This is a genomic window from Desulforamulus reducens MI-1, from assembly GCF_000016165.1.
Classification (GTDB): domain Bacteria; phylum Bacillota; class Desulfotomaculia; order Desulfotomaculales; family Desulfotomaculaceae; genus Desulfotomaculum; species Desulfotomaculum reducens.
Genome location: NC_009253.1, coordinates 1 through 26,052, shown reverse-complemented (window position 1 = coordinate 26,052; position 26,052 = coordinate 1). Strand labels below are relative to the sequence as shown.

At 41.0% G+C, this 26,052-nt stretch carries 15 protein-coding genes, 7 tRNA genes, 3 rRNA genes and 1 other annotated feature; of the genes, 1 reads left to right on the top strand and 24 read right to left on the bottom strand.

All coding sequences use genetic code 11. The features are described from left to right. Nucleotides 1-16: 16 nt before the first annotated feature. The 3 genes from DRED_RS00125 to DRED_RS00115 all read right to left on the bottom strand — a co-directional run bounded on the left by DRED_RS00125 (nt 17) and on the right by DRED_RS00115 (nt 355). A tRNA-Arg gene (locus DRED_RS00125) sits at nt 17-93 on the bottom strand. Nucleotides 94-144: 51 nt separating this feature from the next. Further along, nucleotides 145-221 (bottom strand) — tRNA-Arg (locus tag DRED_RS00120). A 57-nt stretch (nt 222-278) separates the two neighbouring features. After that, nucleotides 279-355, bottom strand: a tRNA-Arg gene (locus DRED_RS00115). Nucleotides 356-505: 150 nt separating this feature from the next. Between DRED_RS00115 and DRED_RS00110 the strand changes: the two genes are divergently transcribed. Next, nucleotides 506-1,237 carry a CBS domain-containing protein gene (locus DRED_RS00110; protein ID WP_011876412.1) on the top strand — a complete coding sequence of 244 codons (732 nt, stop codon included), beginning with the start codon at nt 506-508 and terminating at the stop codon, nt 1,235-1,237. 14 nt (nt 1,238-1,251) lie between these two features. On the opposite strand, the gene DRED_RS00105 is transcribed toward DRED_RS00110, so the two are convergent. The 21 genes from DRED_RS00105 to dnaA form a co-directional block, all read right to left on the bottom strand. Then, nucleotides 1,252-1,345: transfer RNA gene (locus DRED_RS00105), tRNA-Ser, on the bottom strand. A gap of 16 nt (nt 1,346-1,361) precedes the next feature. Continuing rightward, nucleotides 1,362-1,451: transfer RNA gene (locus tag DRED_RS00100), tRNA-Ser, on the bottom strand. Nucleotides 1,452-1,556: 105 nt separating this feature from the next. After that, nucleotides 1,557-2,831 carry a serine--tRNA ligase gene (gene serS / locus DRED_RS00095; RefSeq protein ID WP_011876411.1) on the bottom strand — a complete coding sequence of 425 codons (1,275 nt, stop codon included), beginning with the start codon at nt 2,829-2,831 and terminating at the stop codon, nt 1,557-1,559. Between the two features lie 192 nt (nt 2,832-3,023). Further along, nucleotides 3,024-4,604: a phosphoglycerate dehydrogenase gene (serA, locus tag DRED_RS00090; RefSeq protein WP_011876410.1), complete on the bottom strand. Its 1,581-nt coding sequence runs from the start codon at nt 4,602-4,604 to the stop codon at nt 3,024-3,026. Then, nucleotides 4,604-5,761, bottom strand: a complete 1,158-nt coding sequence (locus DRED_RS00085) for a pyridoxal-phosphate-dependent aminotransferase family protein (protein ID WP_011876409.1) — start codon at nt 5,759-5,761, stop codon at nt 4,604-4,606. The genes serA and DRED_RS00085 overlap by 1 nt, the downstream gene beginning before the upstream one ends. 85 nt (nt 5,762-5,846) lie before the next feature. Then, nucleotides 5,847-6,095 (bottom strand) — a binding site (T-box leader). 98 nt (nt 6,096-6,193) lie between these two features. Next, entirely contained in the window at nt 6,194-6,487 is a 294-nt protein-coding gene (locus DRED_RS00080) for a hypothetical protein (RefSeq protein ID WP_011876408.1), read from the bottom strand. A 300-nt stretch (nt 6,488-6,787) separates the two neighbouring features. Then, entirely contained in the window at nt 6,788-7,354 is a 567-nt protein-coding gene (pdxT, locus tag DRED_RS00075) for a pyridoxal 5'-phosphate synthase glutaminase subunit PdxT (protein ID WP_011876407.1), read from the bottom strand. A 7-nt stretch (nt 7,355-7,361) separates the two neighbouring features. Beyond that, nucleotides 7,362-8,246 (bottom strand): pyridoxal 5'-phosphate synthase lyase subunit PdxS, encoded by an 885-nt coding sequence (pdxS, locus tag DRED_RS00070; RefSeq protein WP_011876406.1) that lies wholly within the window; start codon nt 8,244-8,246, stop codon nt 7,362-7,364. A 370-nt stretch (nt 8,247-8,616) separates the two neighbouring features. After that, nucleotides 8,617-9,834, bottom strand: coding sequence for an HD-GYP domain-containing protein (locus DRED_RS00065; protein WP_011876405.1), 1,218 nt, complete (start codon nt 9,832-9,834; stop codon nt 8,617-8,619). A gap of 257 nt (nt 9,835-10,091) precedes the next feature. Continuing rightward, nucleotides 10,092-10,208 (bottom strand): 5S ribosomal RNA (gene rrf / locus DRED_RS00060). 185 nt (nt 10,209-10,393) lie between these two features. After that, nucleotides 10,394-13,987: ribosomal RNA gene (locus DRED_RS00055) — 23S ribosomal RNA — on the bottom strand. Between the two features lie 158 nt (nt 13,988-14,145). Next, nucleotides 14,146-14,221, bottom strand: a tRNA-Ala gene (locus DRED_RS00050). A 17-nt stretch (nt 14,222-14,238) separates the two neighbouring features. Beyond that, nucleotides 14,239-14,315 (bottom strand) — tRNA-Ile (locus DRED_RS00045). 78 nt (nt 14,316-14,393) lie between these two features. Further along, a 16S ribosomal RNA gene (locus DRED_RS00040) occupies nt 14,394-16,012 on the bottom strand. The 16S, 23S and 5S rRNA genes sit together here with 2 tRNA genes alongside, the layout of an rRNA operon. A 589-nt stretch (nt 16,013-16,601) precedes the next feature. Further along, a complete protein-coding gene (gyrA, locus tag DRED_RS00035; protein WP_011876403.1) occupies nt 16,602-19,058 on the bottom strand; it encodes a DNA gyrase subunit A in 2,457 nt (818 codons plus the stop codon). Between the two features lie 270 nt (nt 19,059-19,328). After that, a complete protein-coding gene (gene gyrB / locus DRED_RS00030; protein WP_011876402.1) occupies nt 19,329-21,245 on the bottom strand; it encodes a DNA topoisomerase (ATP-hydrolyzing) subunit B in 1,917 nt (638 codons plus the stop codon). A gap of 173 nt (nt 21,246-21,418) precedes the next feature. Next, nucleotides 21,419-21,682, bottom strand: coding sequence for an extracellular matrix regulator RemB (gene remB / locus DRED_RS00025; RefSeq protein WP_011876401.1), 264 nt, complete (start codon nt 21,680-21,682; stop codon nt 21,419-21,421). Continuing rightward, entirely contained in the window at nt 21,682-22,797 is a 1,116-nt protein-coding gene (gene recF, locus DRED_RS00020; protein WP_011876400.1) for a DNA replication/repair protein RecF, read from the bottom strand. The genes remB and recF overlap by 1 nt, the downstream gene beginning before the upstream one ends. Nucleotides 22,798-22,807: 10 nt before the next feature. Beyond that, nucleotides 22,808-23,020, bottom strand: coding sequence for an RNA-binding S4 domain-containing protein (locus DRED_RS00015; RefSeq protein ID WP_011876399.1), 213 nt, complete (start codon nt 23,018-23,020; stop codon nt 22,808-22,810). A 12-nt stretch (nt 23,021-23,032) separates the two neighbouring features. Next, on the bottom strand, nt 23,033-24,130 hold the full coding sequence (gene dnaN / locus DRED_RS00010) for a DNA polymerase III subunit beta (RefSeq protein ID WP_011876398.1): 1,098 nt from the start codon (nt 24,128-24,130) through the stop codon (nt 23,033-23,035). A gap of 232 nt (nt 24,131-24,362) precedes the next feature. Next, nucleotides 24,363-25,688: a chromosomal replication initiator protein DnaA gene (gene dnaA, locus DRED_RS00005; protein WP_011876397.1), complete on the bottom strand. Its 1,326-nt coding sequence runs from the start codon at nt 25,686-25,688 to the stop codon at nt 24,363-24,365. Nucleotides 25,689-26,052 lie beyond the last annotated feature (364 nt).

Below are 26,052 nucleotides of genomic sequence, written 5' to 3'. Positions count from 1 at the left end.
CCCCTTAATAAAAAAATGGTGCGCCCGGGAGGACTCGAACCACCGGCACACGGTTTAGGAAACCGTTGCTCTATCCACCTGAGCTACGGGCGCATATAAGAAGGTTGTCAGCCCCAAAATTTTAATTTAGAACTAACAACCAATTGGCGTGCCTGAAGGGACTCGAACCCCTAACCTCCTGATCCGTAGTCAGGTGCTCTATCCAATTGAGCCACAGGCACATATTTAAAAACAATATAGATATTAGCATATCTTATTCATTATGTCAAGCATAATGATGGCGTGCCCGAAGGGACTCGAACCCCTAACCTCCTGATCCGTAGTCAGGTGCTCTATCCAATTGAGCCACGGGCACATAGATGATTCATCTAACATATATTGTAGCGACAAATCTTACTTAAAAAGTTGTCCTTGTCGCAAAAATTATTATATACCAAGTAGTAGGCTAAAAGCAACTGTAATTAATTGGTTTATGAAAAATTTATTTGTATAAGGGGAATTTATTATGGACAATGAGCATAATCGTTTTGAATGTGGCTTAAAATATATTGTACTGGTGAATATACTGATCTTTTTATTCTTCTTTTTTGTACAGATTGTTCATGTACCTATTTATCATATAACCGATCAACAGGAGTATATCCTACATTTTGCTGAGAAGGTAAATAGTTCTATGGTTATATTATTTCTTTCAGTGGTAGTTTTCTCCACTATTGTAATTGCTATTGTTTTTCGATCAAATATAAAGCTAAATATAAAAAAAGATCAATTACTAGTTGATGTTGGTATACAAGAAAAGGACTTTTCTCAAGGTATTGACGGAATTAAAAAGGTTGTCGATGAACATGGTAATATCCCCTTGTATAATTCAGAGGTATATCGGCAATTAACAAAGGATTATATTATATCCGAAGTAAATAAGGAAGGTAAACCTGAACGTTTTATTACCATGGAATCATATCTAAGTGGTTTTATGCAGTTATGTGAATCAGCCAATTGTCATAACCATAATATTACTCCCCAAAATTTAAAGATTGACAAGGTTTATGCACCAACTGAGTATGTTCAAGTGGGTGACCAACTTTTAACAATCATCAAGAAAATGAATAAAAACAAACTCTCGGCTTTGCCGGTGGTAAATAAAGATGGTGTAATGATTGGTTCCATCAATTATCTTCAAGTACTAAAATTAGTAACAGATGCCGCAAAACAACAAAAAACCGCTAGTATTAACTAACGGTTTTTTTATATTGGCGGAGAGCGAGGGATTCGAACCCTCGATACAGGTTAACCCCGTATACTCGCTTAGCAGGCGAGCGCCTTCAGCCAACTCGGCCAGCTCTCCTTGTATCTATCTTACTTGGCGGAGGGAGTGGGATTCGAACCCACGGAACCCGTAAGAGTTCAACGGTTTTCAAGACCGCCTCCTTCAACCGCTCGGACATCCCTCCGAACTCGGAGGTGAATCCTCCAAAACAGCTCGTAACCCCAAGCAAGATAGAGTATATCATAGGAAAAAGTTATTGTCAAACCATATCTGCTTATTTTTACTGGTTCTATAGGGTTATTCTTTCAATACCACCCATATATGGTACAAGTACAGGAGGAACTGTAATACTTCCATCGGCTTCTTGGTAATTTTCTAAAATAGCCGATAAGGCTCTCCCTACTGCAATGCCGGAGCCGTTCAGGGTATGTACAAATTCCGGTTTAGACTTGGGAGTTGGACGGTATTTAATGTTGGCTCGTCTGGCCTGGAAATCTAAAAAGTTACTACAGGACGAAATTTCCTTGTAGGCATTGTAACTGGGTAACCATACCTCCAAATCATAGGTTTTGGCAGATGTGAAACCCATATCTCCTGTAGATAATAAAACTACACGATAAGGAAGACCAAGGGCCTGTAGTATCTTTTCAGCATTTGCCGTTAAACGCTCTAACTCATCAAAGGATTCTTCTGGCTTAGAGAACTTTACCAATTCAACTTTGTTAAACTGGTGCTGCCTAATTAACCCCCGGGTATCCCTGCCGGCAGCTCCAGCCTCTGCTCGAAAGCAGGCACTGTAGGCGCAATGGTATATAGGAAGTTGTTCTTCAGCCAAAATTTCATCCCGATATAGGTTGGTAACAGGAACCTCTGCGGTAGGGATTAAATAATAATTCAATCCCTCCAGTTTAAACATATCTTCTGCAAATTTAGGGAGTTGGCCGGTACCTAACATGCTATCACCATTGACAATAAATGGTGGGAAGATTTCGGTATAGCCGTGTTCCCTGGTATGCAGATCCAACATAAAGTTTATCAGAGCACGCTCTAACCTGGCACCCATACCCTTATAGAAAGAGAACCTAGCACCAGTTACCTTGCCTCCCCGCTCAAAATCAAGTATATTTAAATCCTCACCTAAGTCCCAGTGAGGTTTCGGCTCAAATTCAAAGCCCCGGGGCTTACCCCAGCGGCGTATTTCCACGTTATCATTTTCATCTTTCCCCACAGGAACAGATTCATGGGGGATATTGGGAATAGATAAAAGAATCTCCTGAAGCTTTTCTTCTATGTTTCTAATTTCATCATCCATATCTTTAATTTTTTGAGATACTTTACGCATCTCTAAGGTTTTTTCCTCAGCATCTTGGCCAGCTTTTTTTAATTTACCGATTTCCTGGGATACTACATTTCGTGTGTTTTTTAATTGTTCCGCCACTACTAATTTCTCTCGGCGCATACTATCAAGCTTTAAGAATTCATCCAGTGATATGTCAGAACCACGCTTTTTAAGTCCTTCTAATACAAGTTCTGGGTTGCTACGTACAAATTTAATATCTAACATAAATATGACCCCCAACATTTGGTAGGAATTTAGCCCTTAATGATAATATTGCCACATATCAGCAAAATTTTCCTTCTGTATTATACTATAAGCCTACTTCTTTGTAAAACAAGGGGAAGTTACATTGGTTATAGAAAAATGTAAGGTTAGGGTTAGCAGTATATACTGCCAACCACTAACCTTTTTTGCATACTATAAACTTACCATTTTTACTTCTAAAATTCCGTCAATGGTTGCCAATTGTTCCAATGCATTGGTTGGAAGTGTGTTGTCCACCATCATCACCATTATGGCCTTACCGCCCAGTTCAATGCGACCTACCTGCATGCCTGCGATATTGATGGCCATGTCACCTACAACCGTGCCAACTTTACCAACAATACCAGGCTTATCAATATGAGGAACCACCAGCATATGCCCTTGGGTGGCAGCGTTAATACGGAATCCATCAATGTTTACAATTCTCGGATCGTTGCCCTGGAATAATGTTCCGGACAACATTCTTCTTCCTTTATCAGTATATATATAAACAGTAATTAAGTTATGGTAATCTTCACCGTTTTCCTTTGTGGTCTGAACCACCGAAATCCCGCGGTTTCGTGCCACCAAAGTAGCATTTACAAAGTTAACATTCTCCTGTAGGATTGGATCCAGTAAACCCTTCAGCAATATGGTTGTAACGGGGTTTACATCATATTTTGCTAACTCGCCACTATAAACAACCTCAACCTTTTCAATCCGACCATCAAGCATTTGAGCCTGAAAGGTACCCAGTTTTTCTGCTAAATCCAAGAAGGGACGAATTTTAGCCAGTAATTTGGGACTCATAGATGGCATATTCACTGCGTTTTTCACTAGATCTCCCCGCAGTGCGGCCACAATTTCCTCTGCCACATCTACGGCTACGTTGATTTGCGCTTCCTGTGTGGAAGCACCCAGGTGAGGGGTGGCTATGAAGTTATCCAGTTTTAACAATGGGTTATCAGTGCAGGGCTCAGTCTCAAATACATCCAACGCTGCCCCAGCCACTTTACCGGCTTCCATAAATTTATATAAAGCTTCTTCATCCACAATACCGCCCCGGGCACAGTTTATGATGCGAACTCCATCTTTCATGAGTTCCAGTGCTTCTTCATTAATCATATGGTAAGTTTCTTTGGTCTTTGGCATATGAATCGTAATGAAATCTGCTCTTTTAAAAAGTTCCTGCAGGGTTACAATTTCCACAGCCATTTTACGGGCATGATCTTCGGAAATGTAAGGGTCATAGGCCACTATATTCATTTCCATGGCTTGAGCCCTTTTGGCAACTGCTGTTCCAATACGGCCAAGGCCAATAACACCAAGAGTTTTACCTCTTAACTCAACGCCTAAGAAGGCCTTTTTATCCCATATGCCGTTTTTCAGTTTACCGCATGCTGCAGGTACCTTACGAGCCAGACCTAACATCATGGCCATGGTATGTTCTGCAGCAGCAATGGTGTTACCATCTGGAGCATTTACCACTACAATTCCCTTGTTGGTAGCAGCATTACGGTCAATATTGTCAACACCAACGCCGGCACGACCTATTACTTTTAATTTCTTGGCGGCTTCAACTACCCTGGGAGTTACTTTGGTAGCACTGCGTACAATCATTGCATCATACTCACCAATAACTTCCACCAGTTGATCTTCTGTCATTTTTTCACCGATAACAACTTCAATATCTGTATGTTGACGTAACGGGGCTAAACCCTGTTCCGATACTCCATCCATCACTAATACTTTCATTATGCGTGATCCCCTCCTACAAATACCATTTGAGCTTCTCTTACACCAGCACCCAGTTCAGCCTTATAACCACATTTACCAAGAGCCATTTCAAGGGCAGAAATAGCAATGATAACATCCATTTTATCAGCAAAGCCCATGTGTGCAATGCGGAAAATCTTGCCCTTCATCATATCCTGACCACCTGCAAAGGTCACTCCGTAATCCCTTAAAAGTACCTTACGAAGGGTGTCAGCATCTACCACCATTGGAGCTTGAACCGCTGTAACAGCCATGGATGCACAATCTTCTGGAGCCAGCAGTTCCAATCCAAGACCCTGGATAGCTGCCCGTGTAGCTTTAGCCAGTAGCTTATGACGTGCAAAGACATTGTCTAGACCTTCTTCTAGAATCATGTCCAGGGCTGCTTCCAAACCATATACCATGGTTACTGGAGTTGTATAGGCGGTGTTCCATTTTGCAATGGATTTTTTAGCCTTTAATAAATCAAAGTAGTATTTAGGAGAGGTATTTTGTTCAATTTTTTTCCAGGCCTTATCACTTACACTTACAAATGCTAAGCCGGGCGGCAGCATAAAGGCCTTTTGAGAACCACTGACCACAACATCTACATGCCACTCATCGGTTTTAAGATCAATGGCAGCCAGACCACTTACGGCATCCACTGCAAGTACTGCCTCATATTGTGCCACCAATTTCCCCAAGCCTTCAATGTCGTTTTGTACACCAGTGGAGGTTTCGTTTTGTGTAGCCAACACCACTTTTATATCGGGGTTCTCTTCTAACTTCTTTTTTACAATATTTAGGTCTATGTCATAACCCCAGCCGAAGTCTACAAAATCAACTTCACCGCCGTATATTTTTGCTAAATCCCTAAAGCGTTCACCAAATTTACCACAGGACAAAGCCAATACTTTATCGCCAGGGTTTACTAAATTTGCCACTGCCGCTTCCAGGGCACCGGTACCCGAGCTGCCAAGTATAAAAACATGGTTCTCAGTTTGAAAGACTTTTTTTAGTTTTCCAGTAACCCTTTCTACAACACCTTGAAACTCTGCACTTCTGTGACCAATGATTGGTCTTGACATGGCTTCTACCACACGGGGGGGAACTTGTGTAGGCCCCGGAATCAAGAGATACTTTTTGTCCTTCATCATTATTAATCCCTCCAGATAAAAAATTTTTCTTACCCGTCGGGGGGGAAATACAAAAAACCTCCCGCCCCTAACGGATGATCAGTCCATTAGGGACGAGAGGTAGTTCTCCCGCGTTGCCACCCTTGTTGATCAGAATAAATCTGACCCCCTCATTTGTTATAACGGGTATCTTCCCGTATCTATCTACTAAACAGCAAAACTTCTGTTGCATCTCACCGTGTTTCGACAGATCCCCTCTGGGGAGGAATTCACTTAAACCCTCTACCGATTCACACCAACCACCGGCTCTCTGAAAGACATGGTTTAAATTACTTTTCCCCTTCTCAGGGTTTGAAGTGCTTTTTATTATGTTATGATTTTACACAGGAGACTTTTGTTTGTCAATAAGGGATATAATATTTTTTTGGAACCTTATTCTATCCTATCCTCCCTTCAAGGTCCCCGGTTGGTTGTTTTGGGCAACGAACTTAGAAGTATGGCCATACTGATGGCTGTACCAATCTTTAGAGCTTCATAAGTTTTCTCTGCTTCTTTGTAGTATGCATCAAACCTTTCTTTAATTTTATTGCCTGCCGGCAATGCAACTGCATTTACGTTTTCAACAATATTTTGTAAATTTGCCATAACCTGTAATTTGTTTTCTAGCAGGGTGCCAAACATAAATGAGAAGATTACCGCCAGTGTGACTACCCACTTTCCCAGTTTGTTCAGGTTGACAAACTTCATAACAGTTCACCTCCTGAACGCCGCCAAGTTAGCGTTATTGTTATATTACCATAAAATACCAAATGTTAATATATTCCATTTATGCTAAATAAATGATTTTGTAACGTAATTATCTCATTTTTTACTACTTTATTTAGTTATAATTAGTTTCTCTTTTATTTACTACCATTTGCTTGGTACAAACCTATCACGTTTCCATTCAGATTATTAAAGAATGTACAATGGCCGCATTTACCAGCGATTTAATTGTAAACCAATATTTAGATAGAATAAAAAACAAGAGACCTAAGCCTCTTGTTTTTACTTTATCATTTTTAAAAAATGTTGATGTAGTCTTACATCATTTGTAAGTTCCGGGTGAAATGCGGCAACCAAGTAATGATCTTGCTGAGCCAATACAATTTTTTCATTGTATTTAGCAAGCACTTTTACATTTGCAGCAACACTTTTTATATAGGGGGCTCTAATGAAAACCGCCCTAACAGGTGCTTCTCCTAGTTCTGAAATAGTTAATTCCGTTTCAAAACTTTCAACCTGGCGTCCAAAGGCATTTCTTTCTACTTCTATATCCATTAATCCCAACCGTGGTTGAGTGGATCCAGCAATATCCTTGGCTAACATAATCATACCAGCGCAAGTACCAAATAAGGGTAAACCATTGTGAGCCTTTTCAACAATGGGTTCAAATAATTCAAATTGATTCATTAGTTTTCCCATGGTTGTGCTTTCTCCGCCGGGGATAATAAGCCCTTGGATATCCTCCAGTTGATGGGGTTTGCGTACCTGTATACTATCCACTCCGCAGGCTGCTAAGGATTTTTGATGTTCAATAAATGCACCCTGTAAGGCTAAAACACCTATGACCATTATCCTTTTACCATCCTCTTTCCTGCATACGATGTTCAGTAGGAATACTTGAGATTTCCATACCAGGCATTGCTTCTCCCAAATCCTTAGATATTTCAGCTAGTATCTTAGGATCATTATAATGGGTGGTTGCTGCTACGATGGCTTTGGCTCTGGATACCGGATCATTAGATTTAAAAATACCGGAACCTACGAAGATACCATCACAGCCCAATTGCATCATTAGGGCGGCATCTGCAGGAGTTGCAATACCACCAGCTGCAAAATTAACAACCGGTAATTTACCTAATTCATGCACTTGTAATACTAGATCATAGGGAGCTCCCATTTCTTTTGCTGCTGTCATAAGTTCATCCTTTGGCATGTTATGTACCATCCGAATTTCGCTCATAACTTGTCTCATATGACGTACAGCTTCTACAACATTACCAGTACCCGGCTCACCCTTGGTGCGAATCATAGCAGCACCTTCACCGATCCTACGTAGGGCTTCACCAAGGTTTCTCGCGCCACAAACATAGGGTACTTTAAATTGGTGTTTATCAATATGGAACACTTCATCTGCTGGAGTTAAAACTTCACTCTCATCAATATAATCAGCACCAAGAGCTTCTAAAATCTGAGCTTCAACAAAATGTCCAATTCTCGCCTTTGCCATAACTGGAATGGTTACAGCATCCATAATGCGTAATATAATATTGGGGTCTGCCATCCTAGCTACTCCACCAGCAGCCCTAATATCAGCAGGTACTCTTTCTAAAGCCATTACAGCACAAGCACCAGCCTCTTCGGCAATTTTTGCTTGTTCTGGAGTGGTAACATCCATAATTACTCCGCCCTTAAGCATTTCTGCAAGGCCTTTTTTAACAGTCCATGTTCCTTTTTCAGCCACGAAACTTCCCTCCAATAAGTTTGTTTGCATTACTACGCTATTTATTTTAAATGATTATTATCTATGTAACAATATTTTAATGCAATGATTTTAATAAAATATATCTCTAATCTATATTATCATGTCATTTTATATTTATGTATATACAATTACTAATAATAAATATAATATTTAATACAATATACATAATGCAAAAATCATAAAGTTTTTATTATTTACGTATTGATCAACGTCTATTATATTATCAATCAATTACTTATTGTAATGATGTATTTTATTATTATAATTATTTCTTATCATCTTATTATTCGTTTAACATATTTATAAAACATAACTCTCCTGAAAGTATTAGGAGTAATCGTATACTTTCTTAGCTTATCTCATTTAATATATGGGCACCTTCATAATTTGCCAGCAAAAGTGAGGTTAACTCAGAATCAATGGCACCGGCCTTTACTTGATTTGATAATATGTTAATTACCTTTGCTTTTTCCATAGCCTGTCTATATGGCCTTATTTCTGTAAGAGCAGAAAAGATATCCGCCACTGCTACTATTCTGGCACCATTTTCTAAGTCAGATCCGTCTAATTTAAAGGGATAACCCCTTCCACTTAGGGTTTCATGGTGGCTAGAGGCATAATGATTGATGGTATCAAATTTATCTATCATTTTTAAAATGTGATAAGTATAGTACGTATGCCTTTTCATGATATTAAATTCACTCTTGGTAAGTTTACCTGGTTTATCCAGTACACTATCAGGTATACCTAATTTCCCTAGATCATGAAGTAATCCTGCAACCTTTATTATGTCACACTGTTCAGCCGAAAACCCTGCTTTCAGGGCTAAGAAACTGGCAACATTAGCTACCCCACTGGAATGCCTTCTTGTAAAGGGACTCTTAAAATCGATAACCTTGGACATGGTATCTGCCACTGAAAGAACCTCTGCTAGACCTAATTCTTTTGTTATTACAGGACAATGGTGTGATAATATTTCGTTAAGAAATGGCGAATGCAAGTCAAGCCAGAAACATTCTCTGTTGGATATATCATTAAAGGCTTCTACTAACTGTGGATCAAAAATTTTGTTTTTCTCTTGATTTATTTGACGACAAATATATTCTTTTTGCTCTAAAATGTATATATCTTCACGTATTAGTACATCAATTCTATCTGAAAGATGGATGATCCGACTTTCTATGGGTATTTCTTCTCTTTTAAGTCCCGATGCGTTGTTACGTCCATCCCAACGATCATGGTGATATAAAACTATATCGGCGATGGATTTAAAGAGCGAATGATTTTTAAATAGTTCATAACCTTTTTTACAATGTTTAAAGGTTCCAGTTGTAAAAAAATCAAATAACAAATCCTTTTCATTCCATGAACTCGAACCGGCATCGTGCAATATTGCTGCAGTAAATAATTTTTCCTGTTGATAAATATTAAGACCGTAAAGTTTCCCTATCTGTAAAGATATAAGTGCCACTCTCTGATGATGCCTCATTAATCCATTGGTACTAAAATCCATTGCCAGACTTAATGAACTTAACAGTTTATAATAATTAGTTAAAAAATGTTGCATTATATCCCACCTCTTTTTTACTATATCTCTTGATTATATATAATTTTATATATAATTTTCCACTGCAATAAGAATAATAATTATCCATTATAGTTTCTGTTTTATAATATAACTATTTTTTCCCATTCTTTATCCAATATAACACACATTATTTTGGTAAATAAAAAAGTTTTTATTGTTTATATCTAATTATAAAAATTAGCTTCTGCTATAAAAAAACAACACCCACAGCCTATGACTGTGGGTGTTAAAAATTACTCTGGCGACGACCTACTCTCCCAGGAGCGTGAGCTCCAAGTACCATCGGCCCTGGAGGGCTTAACTGCTGTGTTCGGGATGGGAACAGGTGTACCCCCTCCGGTATCGCCACCAGAAACTTTATGCTATTGGGTATTACTTTTAGGTCAGCCATGGGCTGTGGGCCTTGGGCCATGAGCTTTTTGGCTTTTCCTTTGAGCAAACAATTTATGTTCTCTCAAAACTGAACAGCTATTTAGTATTGCGTCATATATTTTCAACCTTAGCTCACGGCTCATGGCACATGGCCTAAGGCTTGTTTTTGGTCAAGAACTCGATCTATTAGTACCGGTCAGCTGAAAACATTGCTGCTCTTACACTCCCGGCCTATCTACCATGTAGTCTTCATGGGATCTTACCCTTCTCGAAGTTCGAAATTCGTGGTTCGAAGTTCGATCTAAGTATTTCTTTTGGGTCTTTATTTTTAACAACCCAAAATTCTTACCCAAATTCGAACATCGAATGTCGAAACTCGAACTTCGAGAAGGTGGGAAACCTCATCTTGAAGGAGGCTTCGTGCTTAGATGCTTTCAGCACTTATCCCTTCCGGACTTAGTTACCCAGCACTACCGTTGGCACGATAGCTGGTACACCAGCGGTCCGTCCATCCCGGTCCTCTCGTACTAGGGACAGCTCTTCTCAAGTTTCCTGCGCCTGCGACGGATAGGGACCGAACTGTCTCACGACGTTCTGAACCCAGCTCACGTACCGCTTTAATGGGCGAACAGCCCAACCCTTGGGACCTACTTCAGCCCCAGGATGCGATGAGCCGACATCGAGGTGCCAAACCTCCCCGTCGATGTGGACTCTTGGGGGAGATAAGCCTGTTATCCCCGGGGTAGCTTTTATCCGTTGAGCGACGGCCCTTCCACTCAGAACCGCCGGATCACTAAGCCCTACTTTCGTACCAGCTCGACTTGTTGGTCTCGCTGTCAAGCTCCCTTTTGCCTTTACACTCTAACGTGCGATTTCCTTCCGCACTGAGGGAACCTTTGGGCGCCTCCGTTACCTTTTGGGAGGCGACCGCCCCAGTCAAACTGCCCACCTGACACTGTCCTCATTCCAGCTTCATGGAATTTAGTTAGAATTTCAATATCTAAAGGGTGGTATCCCAACGCTGACTCCACCTACACTGGCGTGCAAGCTTCTAAGTCTCCCACCTATCCTGTACATCAAATACCAAAACCCAATGTCAAGCTACAGTAAAGCTCCACGGGGTCTTTCTGTCCTGTCGCAGGTAGACGGCATCTTCACCGTCATTACAATTTCACCGAGCCCCTCGTTGAGACAGTGTCCAAATCGTTACGCCTTTCGTGCGGGTCGGAACTTACCCGACAAGGAATTTCGCTACCTTAGGACCGTTATAGTTACGGCCGCCGTTTACTGGGGCTTCGGTTCTATGCTTCAGTTTCCTTAACATTTCCCCTTAACCTTCCAGCACCGGGCAGGCGTCAGCCCCTATACGTCAGCTTTCGCTTTAGCAGGGACCTGTGTTTTTGGTAAACAGTCGCTTGGACCTTTTCTCTGCGGCCTTTTCTCGCTCCAATCGTACAATTTTCACGATACCGAGGCACCCCTTCTCCCGAAGTTACGGGGTCATTTTGCCGAGTTCCTTAACGAGGGTTCTCTCGCGCGCCTTAGGATTCTCACCCCACCTACCTGTGTCGGTTTGCGGTACGGGCACCAACTAACCTCGTTAGAAGCTTTTCTTGGCAGTTTGGGATCAGTTACTTCGCTACTTGTTTTCGCTCCCCGTCACCTCTCAGGTTTTATGTAAGACGGATTTGCCTATCTTACACCCTACGGGCTTGGACCAGCTTTTCCAACCGCTGGCTTAACTTACCCTCCTGCGTCACTCCATCCTCATACGGTTTTTGGTGGTATCGGATTTTCAACCGATTGTCCATCGCCTACGCCTTGCGGCCTCGGCTTAGGTCCCGACTTACTCTGGGCGGACGAACCTTCCCCAGAAATCCTTAGGTTTTCGGCGGGCAGGATTCTCACCTGCCTTTTCGCTTACTCATACCGGCATTCTCACTTCTTACCTCTCCACAGCTCCTTTCGGTACTGCTTCAATGTGGTAAGAACGCTCCCCTACCATTCTCGAAGTTCGATATTCGAATTTCGAAATTCGATTATTTCCAAGTTTGTATCAGTTTGTTTAGTTGCCTTCCTAGATGATCGTATTCCTCTTTAAAACCTTCATACTGATCTGATATATATCCAAGGTCTTTGATCATATCTAGTAAAACTGCAACCTCATTACAGGATCCAAGTGCATTTATTAAGAACCTCTTAAAATCATCTACATAGTTCTTTCTACCGTATCCTTCGGCTATATTAAGCGGTATTGATACGGCCGCACGTCTTATTTGGCTCCCTATCTCATACAACTCATGCTGCGGAAAACCCTTTGTTGTTTTGTGTATTTGAAGAGCCAGTTTATATCCCCTCTTGTACACTTCAAGATCATGATAATCTTTTATCATGTGAGTTTTCCTTTCGAACATCGAATCTCGAATATCGAACCTCGAGAATCCAAAGCTTCGGTGATATACTTAGCCCCGTTACATTTTCGGCGCAGGGTCACTTGACCAGTGAGCTATTACGCACTCTTTAAATGGTGGCTGCTTCTAAGCCAACATCCTGGTTGTCTTAGCAACCCCACATCCTTTTCCACTTAGTATATCTTTGGGACCTTAGCTGTTGGTCTGGGCTGTTTCCCTTTTGACTACGAATCTTAGCACCCGCAGTCTGACTCCCGGTTTCTAAAATAACGGCATTCGGAGTTTGATTGGGTTCGGTAACCCGTGAAGGCCCCTAGCCCATTCAGTGCTCTACCTCCGTTATTCATCCACCGAGGCTAGCCCTAAAGCTATTTCGGGGAGAACCAGCTATCTCCTGGTTCGATTGGCATTTCACCCCTACCCACACCTCATCCGCCTCCTTTTCAACGAAGGTCGGTTCGAGCCTCCACTTTATTTTACTAAAGCTTCACTCTGGACATGGGTAGATCACCAGGTTTCGGGTCTACTCCAACGTACACTCTCGCCCTTTTAAGACTCGCTTTCGCTTTGGCTCCGGCTTTCCTGCCTTAACCTGCACGTTAGATGTAACTCGCCGGTCCGTTCTACAAAAAGTACGCCGTCACACTTCGAAGTTCGATGTTCGAAGTTCGTGGTTCGATACACGCATTCCTTTAGGGTCTTTTTTACTTGACCCGTAAGATATGACATGCATTCGAATTTCGAATCTCGAATATCGAACCTCGAATAGTGCTCCGACAGTTTGTAGGCATACGGTTTCAGGTTCTTTTTCACTCCCCTCCCGGGGTGCTTTTCACCTTTCCCTCACGGTACTGGTTCACTATCGGTCGCTATGGGTATTTAGCCTTGGGGGGTGGTCCCCCCTGATTCCCACGGGGTTTCTCGTGTCCCGCGGTACTTGGGATTTCCTCTGTAATGTTCAACCTTTCGTCTACAGGTGTTTTACCTTCTGTGCAGCACCTTTCCAGGTGTCTTCGACTAGGTCTAGTTATCACGTGATGAGGGTCCCGCAACCCCAGATTTCCGAAGAATTCTGGTTTAGGCTCGCCCCTTTTCGCTCGCCGCTACTTGGGGGTTCGATGTTTCTTTCTCTTCCTCCGGGTACTTAGATGTTTCAGTTCCCCGGGTGCCCTCCTCTATGCCTATGGATTCAGCATAGGGTGACGGAGGTTTGCTCCGCCGGGTTGCCCCATTCGGGTACCCACGAATCAATGCCTGCTTGCGGCTCCTCGTGGCTTTTCGCAGCTTACCGCGCCCTTCTTCGGCCCTTAGCGCCTAGGCATCCACCGTATGCCCTTTCTTTCTTGACCAATCTTGCTTTTCGGCTCGGTTACTTTTGGTAACCTACTGAAATTGTTTTTGTCGACGCTTTACTTGTCGCTGTTCAGTTTTCAAAGAACGTTGGATTTCAGGTTTGTTTTTAAGAGACTTAGCTTAAGCTCATGGCTCATAGCTAAATAGATAAAAATGGTGGAGACAAGCGGGATCGAACCGCTGACCCCCTGCTTGCAAGGCAGGTGCTCTCCCAGCTGAGCTATGCCCCCACGATATATCTATTTATTGGTGGGACTAGGTGGACTCGAACCACCGACCTCACGCTTATCAGGCGTGCGCTCTAACCGGCTGAGCTATAGTCCCATTTGGTCTCTCAAAACTAAACAGGTTGATGATGAATGACCGACCTTAGATAATTAGCTTTCGCTAATTTCTCCTTAGAAAGGAGGTGATCCAGCCGCACCTTCCGATACGGCTACCTTGTTACGACTTCACCCCAATCATCGGCCCCACCTTCGACGGCTGCCTCCTTGCGGTTAGCTCACCGGCTTCGGGTGTTGTCAACTTTCGTGGTGTGACGGGCGGTGTGTACAAGGCCCGGGAACGTATTCACCGCAGTATGCTGACCTGCGATTACTAGCGATTCCGACTTCATGTAGTCGAGTTGCAGACTACAATCCGAACTGGGACCGGCTTTCTCAGGTTTGCTCCACCTCACGGCTTCGCTTCCGTCTGTACCGGCCATTGTAGTACGTGTGTAGCCCAGGACATAAGGGGCATGATGATTTGACGTCATCCCCACCTTCCTCCGTTTTGTCAACGGCAGTCACATTAGAGTTCCCACCTTTACATGCTGGCAACTAATGTTAGGGGTTGCGCTCGTTGCGGGACTTAACCCAACATCTCACGACACGAGCTGACGACAACCATGCACCACCTGTCTCTACGTTATCCCGAAGGATAAGGCTCATATCTCTATGAGTTTCGTAGGATGTCAAGCCCTGGTAAGGTTCTTCGCGTTGCGTCGAATTAAACCACATACTCCACCGCTTGTGCGGGCCCCCGTCAATTCCTTTGAGTTTCAGTCTTGCGACCGTACTCCCCAGGCGGAGTGCTTATTGTGTTTACTGCGGCACTGCAGGGGTCGATACCCGCAACACCTAGCACTCATCGTTTACGGCGTGGACTACCAGGGTATCTAATCCTGTTCGCTCCCCACGCTTTCGCGCCTCAGTGTCAGTTACAGTCCAGAGAGCCGCCTTCGCCACTGGTATTCCTCCCAATATCTACGCATTTCACCGCTACACTGGGAATTCTGCTCCCCTCTCCTGCACTCAAGTCCACCAGTATCAGAGGCAATCACGGGGTTGAGCCCCGAACTTTCACCTCTAACTTAATGCACCACCTACGCGCCCTTTACGCCCAGTAAATCCGGACAACGCTCGCTCCCTACGTATTACCGCGGCTGCTGGCACGTAGTTAGCCGGAGCTTACTCTTCAGGTACCGTCATTTGTTCTTCCCTGAAAACAGAGGTTTACAACCCGAAGGCCTTCTTCCCTCACGCGGCGTTGCTCCGTCAGGCTTTCGCCCATTGCGGAAGATTCCCCACTGCTGCCTCCCGTAGGAGTCTGGGCCGTGTCTCAGTCCCAGTGTGGCCGTTCGCCCTCTCAGGCCGGCTACCCATCGTCGCCTTGGTGGTCCGTTACACCACCAACTAGCTAATGGGACGCGGATCCATCTGATAGCACAATAGCTTTCCTTGCAGAGCCATGCGACTCCGCAAGCGTATCCGGTATTAGCAGCCGTTTCCAGCTGTTATCCCGGTCTATCAGGCAGGTTATCCACGCGTTACTCACCCGTTCGCCACTATCTTCGAAGTTCGACGTTCGAAATTCGTGATTCGATCCAAGCATTTCTTTGGGGTCTTTTAAATGACCCTTAAGCTTTACTCGAACTCAAAATTCGAACCTCGAATGTCGAACCTCGAAGACCGTTCGACTTGCATGTGTTAAGCACGCCGCCAGCGTTCGTCCTGAGCCAGGATCAAACTCTCCGTAAAATATTTCGCAATATTTTAAAGAGTTTTTGGCTCTTTAGTTATCCTTGATTTACTCGCTAGCGTCTTTTATATAACGCTTGACGAGGATGTTTTTTGTGGTCATTCATAGTTTCATCTTTACGATGACTTTTGACTTGACCTTTTTCATCCATCATCTGCTGTTTAGTTTTCAAAGACCAGTTTGTTTTAGCTTGTCCCGGCCTCGCGACCGGAATTTTATTTTACCATGCTTCTCACTCAGTTTCAAGTGAAAGTTTTTGGTAATTAGTTTGTTGTTTTAACGCTTTTATATGATATCACTGTTTTATCTAAGGGTCAATATTTTTTCAACATTATTTTCTTTTATATCTATTTGATAATACAGTTCTGTCGGCGAAAATAAATATACCATAATGAAATATCCTATGTCAATGTATGTTTATAAAACATTTCGATGAATTTAACTATTTTCTTATATTAATATTTTTCATCCGGTTTAATAGTCCACTCTTAAAGTAAATACAGAACAACCACTTAAAATCAGTGGTTGTTCTATGTCTAACTCTCAAAAATATTGCCTGTACTTTACTAAATTTATGTTATACCATCTCTAGATATCTAGAATTTTTTTCTCTTCGTTTTCTTCTGTTATTACTTTTGCAATCGCAACAATATGATCATTTTCGCCTGTTCTCATTAAGGTAACTCCCTGCGTATTTCTGCCCATAGATGAAACATCTTTAACATTAATACGGATGATAATACCTTCTGCACTAATCATCATAACTTCATCTTCTTCACTTACTACAAGTACACCTGTTACTGCTCCATTTCTTTTGGTGGTTTTAATATTTATTATCCCCTTACCACCACGGGCTTGAATTCGATACTCATCCATAGGAGTTCTTTTTCCATACCCATTGGCTGTAACAGTAAGTAAACTGGCGCCCTCCTTAATTACATCCATCTTAACTACATGGTCATTTTGAGATAATGTGATCCCTTTAACACCTCTGGTAACACGTCCCATAGGCCTTACATCTTCTTCCGAAAAACGAATTGCTATCCCTTCTTGGGTACACATTATAATTTCCTCTTTACCGTGAGTAAGTTCAACCGCAACTAATTTATCCTTTTCATCCAGATTAATAGCAATTAACCCATCCCGACGTGAGGAATTATATTCTGTTAAGGCTGTCTTCTTCACGATACCATGTTTGGTAGCCATGAATAGATAGGCTGTTTCTTCAAATTCTTTAATTGGGATAACGGTTGTTACATATTCATCACTGTCAAAACTTAATAAATTAATAATAGGTGTACCCTTCGCCGTTCTGGATGCCTCTGGCACTTCGTAAACTTTTAATCTATACACTTTTCCTTTATTGGTAAAGAATAGTAAAAAGTGGTGTGTTGATGCTATAAAGAGATCTCTTACAAAATCCTCTTCTTTGGTTCCCATGGCGGTAATTCCTTTACCACCTCTTTTTTGGCTTCTATAGGTGTCCATTGAGATTCTCTTAATATATCCCTGGTTCGTAATGGTAACTACCATGTCTTCTTCATCAATAAGATCTTCAATATCAAAATCCCCGGCAGCAACATTACTAATGAGGGTACGTCGAGCATCTGCAAATTTTTCTTTAACCACCAATAGTTCATCCCGAATAATATTCAAAACCTTTTGCTCATCCGCTAAAATAGAACGCAGGTAATCAATCTTCTCCAGCAATTCTTTGTATTCTTTTTCTAATTTTTCTACTTCTAAAGCAGTTAAGCTACGTAAGCGCATTTCTACAATGGCCTCTGCTTGGATTTCGGTCAGATTAAATTTATCGACCAAACCTCGCCTAGCTTCTTCGGTGTTTTTAGATTCCCGAATTGTTTTAATAACTTCATCTAGGTTAGCCAGCGCAATACGTAACCCTTCAACGATGTGGGCCCTTGCTTCAGCTTTTTTAAGTTCATACCTTGTCCTACGGGTGATAACATCCTTTTGATGTTCAAGGTAGTGAAAAATCACCTGCGCAAGGTTTAAAACTTTGGGCTCATTATTAACCAATGCTAGCATAATAATGCCAAAGCTTTCCTGCATTTGCGTATGCTTGTAAAGAAGGTTCAAAATCACATTAGGATTGCTGTCTTTCTTTAGTTCAATAACAATTCGCATACCCCTGCGATCAGATTCGTCACGCAGGTCTGAAATGCCTTCAATTTTCTTATCTTTGACTAACTCAGCAATCTTTTCTATTAGTTTTGCTTTGTTCACCTGATAGGGTATTTCGTTAACAATGATAACCGGTCTTCCATTGGCCTTTGTCTCAATGGTGGTCTGGGCCCGCATTTTAACACTGCCCCTACCAGTTCGATAGGCTTGACGTATCCCGTCTTTGCCCATAATGGTAGCTCCGGTTGGAAAGTCAGGTCCTTTGATAACCTTCATCAAATCATCCGGTGTTACATTAGGATCTTTAATCATCATCAAGACCCCATCAATAACCTCTCCCATGTTATGCGGTGGTATGTTGGTAGCCATACCTACAGCAATACCAGAGGAACCGTTTACGAGTAAATTTGGTATTTTAGATGGCAAGATTGTGGGTTCTTCGGTTCGGTTGTCATAGTTAGGAGCAAAATCAACTGTTTCTTTGTCAATGTCCGCCAGCATTTCCAGTGTAATCTTGGCCATGCGGGCTTCAGTGTAACGCATAGCTGCCGGCGGGTCCCCATCAATGGAGCCAAAGTTACCATGACCCTGAATCAATGGATAACGGCTGGCAAAATCCTGTGCTAATCGTACCATGGCATCATAAATAGCTGAATCGCCATGGGGATGAAAATCTTGCATAACTTTACCCACAATACCTGCACTTTTTCGATACGACTTATCTGGTGTTAATCCTAATTCATGCAGGGAGTAAAGAATTCTTCGATGTACAGGTTTTAGGCCATCTCGAACATCCGGTAAAGCTCTACCTACAATTACACTCATGGCGTAATCTAAGTAGGAGTTCTTCATTTCATTGTTTATATCCAAAGGAATGACCTTACCAGTAAGGGAAGCCATTTTCATACCTCCAATAAAAACCAGGCTTGCCTACACCCAAGAGTATCCCAAGCCCAATATATTGTACATTTTAAGAGTTTTTTATAACTTATTAACTCTTATGTATTACTGCTTTATATTACAAGTTTTACCAAACAGATTATAACAAAATCAAAAATTATAGGCAAATGTCGACTTTTTACCTTTTTTCTTTAAGTTTAAGCCTAAGAGATATAATAATCTTTTTTATTCCTAAAAAAAACCGGAGCAGGATCTCTCCGGTTTAGTAATTTATATATCCAAATTTCTAACGTATTTAGCATTTTCCTGAATAAAATCTCTTCTTGGTTCCACACGGTCCCCCATAAGCATCGAGAAGGTAGCATCAGCTTCAATGGCATCTTCTAATGTAACCTGTAACATAGTCCTAGTGTCTGGATCCATCGTGGTTTCCCATAGTTGTTCCGGGTTCATCTCACCTAAACCTTTGTACCGTTGAATATTAACTCTATCATGACCAATTCTATTTAATAATTCTTCTAATTCATTGTCACTATAACAATAGCTGTCATGTTTTCCTTTACGAACTCGATATAAAGGGGGTTGTGCAACAAAAACATAACCAGCTTCAATAAGTTGTCTCATATAGCGGTAGAAAAAGGTCATTAACAAGGTTCGAATGTGGGCACCATCCACATCAGCATCTGTCATAATAACAATTTTGTGATAGCGAGCCTTAGCAATGTCAAAATCTTCGCCAATACCCGTACCCATGGCGGTGATCATGGCTCTAATTTCTTCATTGGCCAAGATCTTATCCATACGAGCCTTTTCTACATTGAGAATTTTACCCTTTAAGGGCAAGATAGCCTGAAAGCGTCTTTCCCGACCTTGTTTAGCAGAACCACCCGCCGAATCACCCTCTACCAAGTAAATCTCCGATACGCTTGGATCTTTTTCTGAGCAATCTGCCAGTTTACCTGGTAAAGACATGGTTTCTAAAGCACTTTTCCTGCGAGTAAGTTCCCGTGCTTTACGGGCTGCTTCCCTGGCCCTGGCCGCTGTGATTCCTTTTTCAATAATTTTTTTAGCCACAGAAGGATTTTCTACCAGATAGGTAGATAACTTTTCAGCAAAGATAGAATCTACAATTCCCCTTACTTCACTGTTGCCCAGTTTTGTCTTTGTTTGACCCTCAAATTGAGGCTCTGGTACTTTTACACTTATGACAATGGTAGCACCTTCCCGGATATCTTCCCCAGACAGGTTTGCATCGTTATTTTTTAAAACGCCATGCTGTCTACCATAGTCATTAATCACCCGGGTAAGGGCAGTTTTTAATCCTACTTCATGGGTCCCGCCGTCAACTGTGTGAATATTGTTAGCATAAGATAACATATTTTCGGTATAACCGTCATTGTATTGAATAGCAACTTCAACAACTATTTGTTCTTTTTCTCCGGATACATAAATAGGTTTTGTGTGTATCGTCTGCTTATTTCTGTTCAGGTGCTTAACAAAATCTTTAATTCCACCGTCATATTGAAAAATTTGTTCAGCAACCGGGTCTTTTCTTTTATCCTGAAGTATAATTTTAATCCCTTTATTTAAATACGCCAGTTCTCTGATTCTCTGAGATAAAGTTTCAAGACTAAAAACCAGTTCCTCAAATATTTCCTCATCGGGTTTAAAGGTTACTTTGGTGCCGGTTGTTTTGCTGTTTCCTACGATTTGTAGTTCTGTGGTTGGAATACCACGGGAATACTCCTGTTTGTATATCTTGCCATTTCTTTTAATTTCTACGGACAAGTATTTTGATAAAGCATTTACCACAGATACCCCTACACCGTGCAAACCGCCAGAAACCTTGTATCCACCACCCCCAAATTTACCGCCTGCGTGCAGCATCGTTAAAACTACCTCTACAGCAGGTCGACCTACTTTGGGGTGCAGATCCACAGGTATCCCCCGTCCATTGTCCTCAACAGTAATGGAATTGTCCTCTTGAATAGTTACAATAATCTTATCACAATAGCCGGCTAGGGCCTCATCAATACTATTGTCTACAACTTCGTATACCAAATGATGCAGGCCCCGAGCACTGGTACTACCAATGTACATACCCGGACGGCGTCTTACTGCCTCTAATCCTTCCAGTACTTGTATTTGGTCAGCACTGTATTTATTATTCTGCTGCTGTTGGTCCATATGAGTGACCTCCATCTATTTCACATTGAAACCATATTATACCATAACTAGTATTACCATTCAATAAAAATCTTTAACGTTTAGGTTTGTGAAATGTTTATCAAAACAAATAGTTTGTATTGCTTTGTTATTTTTTGAACAAGTAAAGCAAAAAAACCGTTTATCACGGTTTTTTATTCCTCATCCTCGTTATTTTCAAGAATGTTATCGGATCTCTTTTTTAATGTGGTGCAGGATATGGGAGAAACATAGATTTCTTTGGTAGTTATCACAAAGGATTTTTCTTTATCTTGATTGGAAATGGGTTGAATAAAACCTTCATCCTTAGCGATTTCAATAAATTCCTTGGTGATGGCCGAATTTTTCGTACGGGCATCCAGTATGGCTATAATGTCTTTTTTTAAGACTACTACATCTCCACCTAAATGCAGAAACATCAAAATTCCTCCTTTTGCGTTAAACTACCAGCATTTACTTGCCAGAGGAGTCCGGCACCCTTTATGGTTTCTTCAATACCACCTGTAAAACTAGTTGTTATAAAGGTTTGTACCTTGTTTAAAATTTTATCAATCAGCATATTCTGCCTACTTCGGTCTAATTCGAATAAGACATCGTCCAGTAGTAATACCGGATATTCGCCAAACTCATGGTACCACAAATCAAGCTGCGATAATTTTAGTGATAATGTCACGGTTCTTTGCTGCCCCTGGGAACCAAAAGTTTTTGCCTCAACGCCATTTATGGCTAGGGATAAATCATCCCGGTGAGGGCCTAAAAGGGTTTGACACCTTTTAAGTTCCATTTGGCGAATTTTTTTCGAGGATGATGAAAAAACTTGATAAATTTGTCCTTCGCTTAAACCAGGCTCTAATACCAGTGAAGACAGGTACTTAGCTTGCAGTTCTTCAGTTCCTCCAGTGAGTCCAAAATGTGTTTTTCTGGCAATGGGAATTAATTTTTTTAGGACTTGTAAGCGTAGATAAATTACTTTAGCGCCATACCTGTATAGTTGTTCATCCCAAACTTCTAATACCTCTTGCTTTGATCGATGGTCCCTGATTTCTTTCAACAGACTATTTCTTTGGCTTAAAATCTTGGCATACTGACGCCATAATTGGCTATAGCCAGGGCTTAAAGTTCCTACTTCATAGTCTAAAAAGTGCCTTCTTTCCTGGGGTGAACCTTTTATTAAAGATAAATCTTCTGGACAAAACAATACAACTCCAAAAAGATCCAACTCCGAGCGAGGTCTCTCTACTCCGTTGAGGGATAACTTTTTACTACCCTCTTGGATTTTCCATTGCAGTTTAATCAATCTAGAAGATAAATTAACTTCTGTATTGATAACAGTATGGTTACTTTCCCAGTTTGTAACATCCCTGTCTTTTTCAGCCCTGAAGGAGCAACCCCTTAAACTATAATAAATAGCTTCTAGTAAGTTTGTCTTCCCTTGGGCATTTGGACCGGTAATGATATTTATGGACGGATGAGGGATAAATTGAGCTTCTTTGTAGTTACGGAAATTCCTTAGAGATAACTTTTTTACCCTCAAAATTTCACCTTCACATCACAACCAAAAAATTTCCGGCACCATCTACTTCCACAATGTCATTGCTTTGTAATTTTTTACCTCGTCTGATTTCTGTTATTCCATTAACTTTAACATGACCGGATTGTATTAAAATTTTACTTTCTCCACCAGAGCCGGTTATATTAGCCCACTTTAAAAATTGGTCTAAACGTATGTCTTTATTTACTTTAATCGGCTGTGTCAAAAGTATCTCTCCTTAAGTTGTTCGTACTGGTAATATCAATGAGAGGTAATCATCACCCTCAACAGGTCTTAATATGCCTGGGCTGAGGGGACCCGACAGATCAAAATATATATTATCACTGCCGATTGCCCGAAGCGCATCAATTAGGTACATGGCATTAAAGGAAATTTGGAGAGATTCTCCTTGTAAATAAACAGGTACCTCTTCGTGAATCCTACCTACTTCAGTATTGGCAGTGAGAATTATTTTTTCTTCTTCAATGTTTAAACGAATAATTTGCGTGCCCACTCGGGCCAACAAAGATGCCCTTTCTGAGGCCTCTAGCAAATCCTTTGTTTTAAGTCGAATCCTTGTTTTGTGTCCCTGGGGAATAACCTGACGGTAATTAGGAAATTGACCTTCAATAAGTCTTGATATTAGTAGGGTATCCTCCATCCCAAAAATTATTTGGTTTTCACCTAGCGAAATGGTGACTTGTTGATCAGCAGCACCAATTACCCTGGTCAGTTCATTAAGAGTTTTACCAGGGATAATAATGTTTATATCATTATCAACGGATGAATCCTTTATTTCTCGCATGGCAAGACGGTGCGTATCTGTTGTCACTAATCTTAGTGTCCCATTTAAAATTTCCATCAAAACACCGGTAAATACTGGTCTGTTTTCATCTGATAAGGTGGCAAAGAGAATCTGTCGTAAGTATTCTTTTAATTCTTCTTCAGGAATGGTTAAGGAATTCTTGCTTTGTGGTTTAGGAAAAGTAGGGAATTCCTCTGCGTCAAAACCATTAATTGTAATTTCAGATTGCCCATAGCGAATTATTACGTTTGTACCTTGATTTGATTCAATTTGTATCGGAGAATCGGGTAATCTTCTTACTATTTCACTTAAATATTTGGCGGGCAATACAATAGAACCCTCTTCTTGTGTTGTGCAAGGAACAACACATTGAATACCCATTTCCAGGTCAGTTGCTTGCAGCTTAAGTTTATTATCTTTAGCTGTTAACAAAATACCAGATAGGATGGGCAGAGGGTTTTTGGCAGATACTGCCCTTTGAGCAGTAGTCACGCCTTGAATTAGATTTTGACGGGTACAGATTATTTTCATAGCCTTCCCCCGTTATGTTTATTTTTATTTTTTATATGTTTTTTAGGCTAGTAGTAGTAATAAGGGTTGTTAATTTGTGTATATCACATCTTAGGCCTTACTGTGGATGAATTTTTGCCTGTAAAGAAACTGTGGAGAAAAATCCCGAAACTTGTTCACAGGTTTTATCCACAAAAACACAACTTACTAAGGAATCCACAGTGTTAACAATACTTGTCCAAGGTTATTCACATTATTCACCGATTCGTTTTTTTAATTCTTTAATGGTTTCTTGAAGAACTGGGTCACTGGATAAATCGGTAGTGATTTTATCGCAGGCATGCAAAACAGTGGTATGGTCTCTACCACCAAACTCATCACCAATCTTAGGTAGAGAAAGGTCAGTCAGTTCCCTGGCCAAATACATAGCCACTTGTCTGGGGAAAGCAACTGAGCGTGTTCTCTTTTTTGCTTTAAGATCTTCAATTCTCAATCCATAAAAATCTGCAACAGTCTGCATTATTAAAGGAGTGGTAATAATTTTGGGTTTGCTGGGGGCTATGACATCCTTTAAAACTTCAGCAGCCAGCTGAGGTGTTGCATCTCTTTGTTCTAATGAAGAAAAGGCACTTACTCTAATTAATGCCCCTTCTAACTCACGAATATTGGATTGAATCTTATCAGCAATATAAGCAATAGTCTCATCAGGAATATTTTTAATAGCCTCCAGTTGTGCCTTTTTCCTTAAAATAGCTACTCTTGTTTCATAATCTGGAGACTGCATATCTGTTATTAATCCCCATTCAAAACGTGAACGAAGTCGGTCCTCTAGGGTGGCAATTTCTTTAGGAGGACGGTCACTGGAGATAATTATTTGCTTATTTGCTTCATACAAGGTATTAAAAGTATGGAAAAATTCTTCCTGGGTTCGTTCTTTTTTCTCTAGAAATTGAATGTCGTCAATTAATAGAATATCCATACTACGATATTTGTTACGAAACTCTACGGTTTGATCATCTCGAATTGAATTGATCAACTCGTTTGTGAATTTTTCTGAGGTAACATAGGCCACTTTAAGATTTTGATTGTTTTCAAGAATATAGTGACCAATGGCATGCATCAAGTGAGTTTTCCCTAAACCAACACCACCGTAAATAAATAATGGGTTATATGCCTTTGCTGGTGATTCCGCAACGGCTAAAGATGCAGCATGAGCAAAACGATTACTATTACCCACAACGAAAGTATCAAAGGTATATCTGGGGTTAAGTATATTAATGTAAGTTTCTTCCGAAGATCTCTCCTTTGGTTTAGGCTGATCCACCTCTTGACCGGCCAGAATAAATTGCAGAGAAATTTCCTGATGCATAATAGATTCATATGCTTGTTTAATAATAGGTGCGTATCGGTCTGCCAGCCAACTTTTAGAGAAGTGATCAGGAACTTCTATAATAATGGTATTATCATAGAAAGCGACTGGTTTGCATTTAGTGAGCCAGGTTTCAAAAGAGTGCTTATTAACCTGTTTTTCCAAGCGAATTAGCACCTGTTCCCATCTGGCCAGGACATCATTTTGCATATTTCTTGAGCAACCCTCCAAACTACTTAATGAATCCGGAAAAAAATCCCTTAATAATAAGGGAATGTGATGTCGTGAAATAATTTGATTGGGGTATAATATTTATTAATCAACAAAAGTTGTACACAGTTTTATCCACAGGCTGTGTAAAAACTGGATAACTAAAATTATCCACAGGCGTAAATCAATAATACCAAAACTAAAATAGGTTATCAACAGATAATTAGATATTCACAAGTGGTATGGATATCTATGTGAGTAAAAATATTTCTTAAATACCGTTTTTCTTGACTATGGGGCAGAAATTTAATATAATTTTCAGTGACTGTCTAGTATATCCTTTCCCATTGATATACCAATTCGT

Excerpts from the sequence above, each read along its gene's own strand:
- DRED_RS00110 (WP_011876412.1), top strand. The coding sequence starts at position 506 with ATGGACAATGAGCATAATCGTTTTGAATGTGGCTTAAAATATATTGTA.
- serS (WP_011876411.1), bottom strand. The coding sequence starts at position 2,831 with ATGTTAGATATTAAATTTGTACGTAGCAACCCAGAACTTGTATTAGAA.
- serA (WP_011876410.1), bottom strand. The coding sequence starts at position 4,604 with ATGAAAGTATTAGTGATGGATGGAGTATCGGAACAGGGTTTAGCCCCG.
- DRED_RS00085 (WP_011876409.1), bottom strand. The coding sequence starts at position 5,761 with ATGATGAAGGACAAAAAGTATCTCTTGATTCCGGGGCCTACACAAGTT.
- DRED_RS00080 (WP_011876408.1), bottom strand. The coding sequence starts at position 6,487 with ATGAAGTTTGTCAACCTGAACAAACTGGGAAAGTGGGTAGTCACACTG.
- pdxT (WP_011876407.1), bottom strand. The coding sequence starts at position 7,354 with ATGGTCATAGGTGTTTTAGCCTTACAGGGTGCATTTATTGAACATCAA.
- DRED_RS00065 (WP_011876405.1), bottom strand. The coding sequence starts at position 9,834 with ATGCAACATTTTTTAACTAATTATTATAAACTGTTAAGTTCATTAAGT.
- gyrA (WP_011876403.1), bottom strand. The coding sequence starts at position 19,058 with ATGGCTTCCCTTACTGGTAAGGTCATTCCTTTGGATATAAACAATGAA.
- gyrB (WP_011876402.1), bottom strand. The coding sequence starts at position 21,245 with ATGGACCAACAGCAGCAGAATAATAAATACAGTGCTGACCAAATACAA.
- remB (WP_011876401.1), bottom strand. The coding sequence starts at position 21,682 with ATGTTTCTGCATTTAGGTGGAGATGTAGTAGTCTTAAAAAAAGACATT.
- dnaN (WP_011876398.1), bottom strand. The coding sequence starts at position 24,130 with ATGAAAATAATCTGTACCCGTCAAAATCTAATTCAAGGCGTGACTACT.
- dnaA (WP_011876397.1), bottom strand. The coding sequence starts at position 25,688 with ATGCAAAATGATGTCCTGGCCAGATGGGAACAGGTGCTAATTCGCTTG.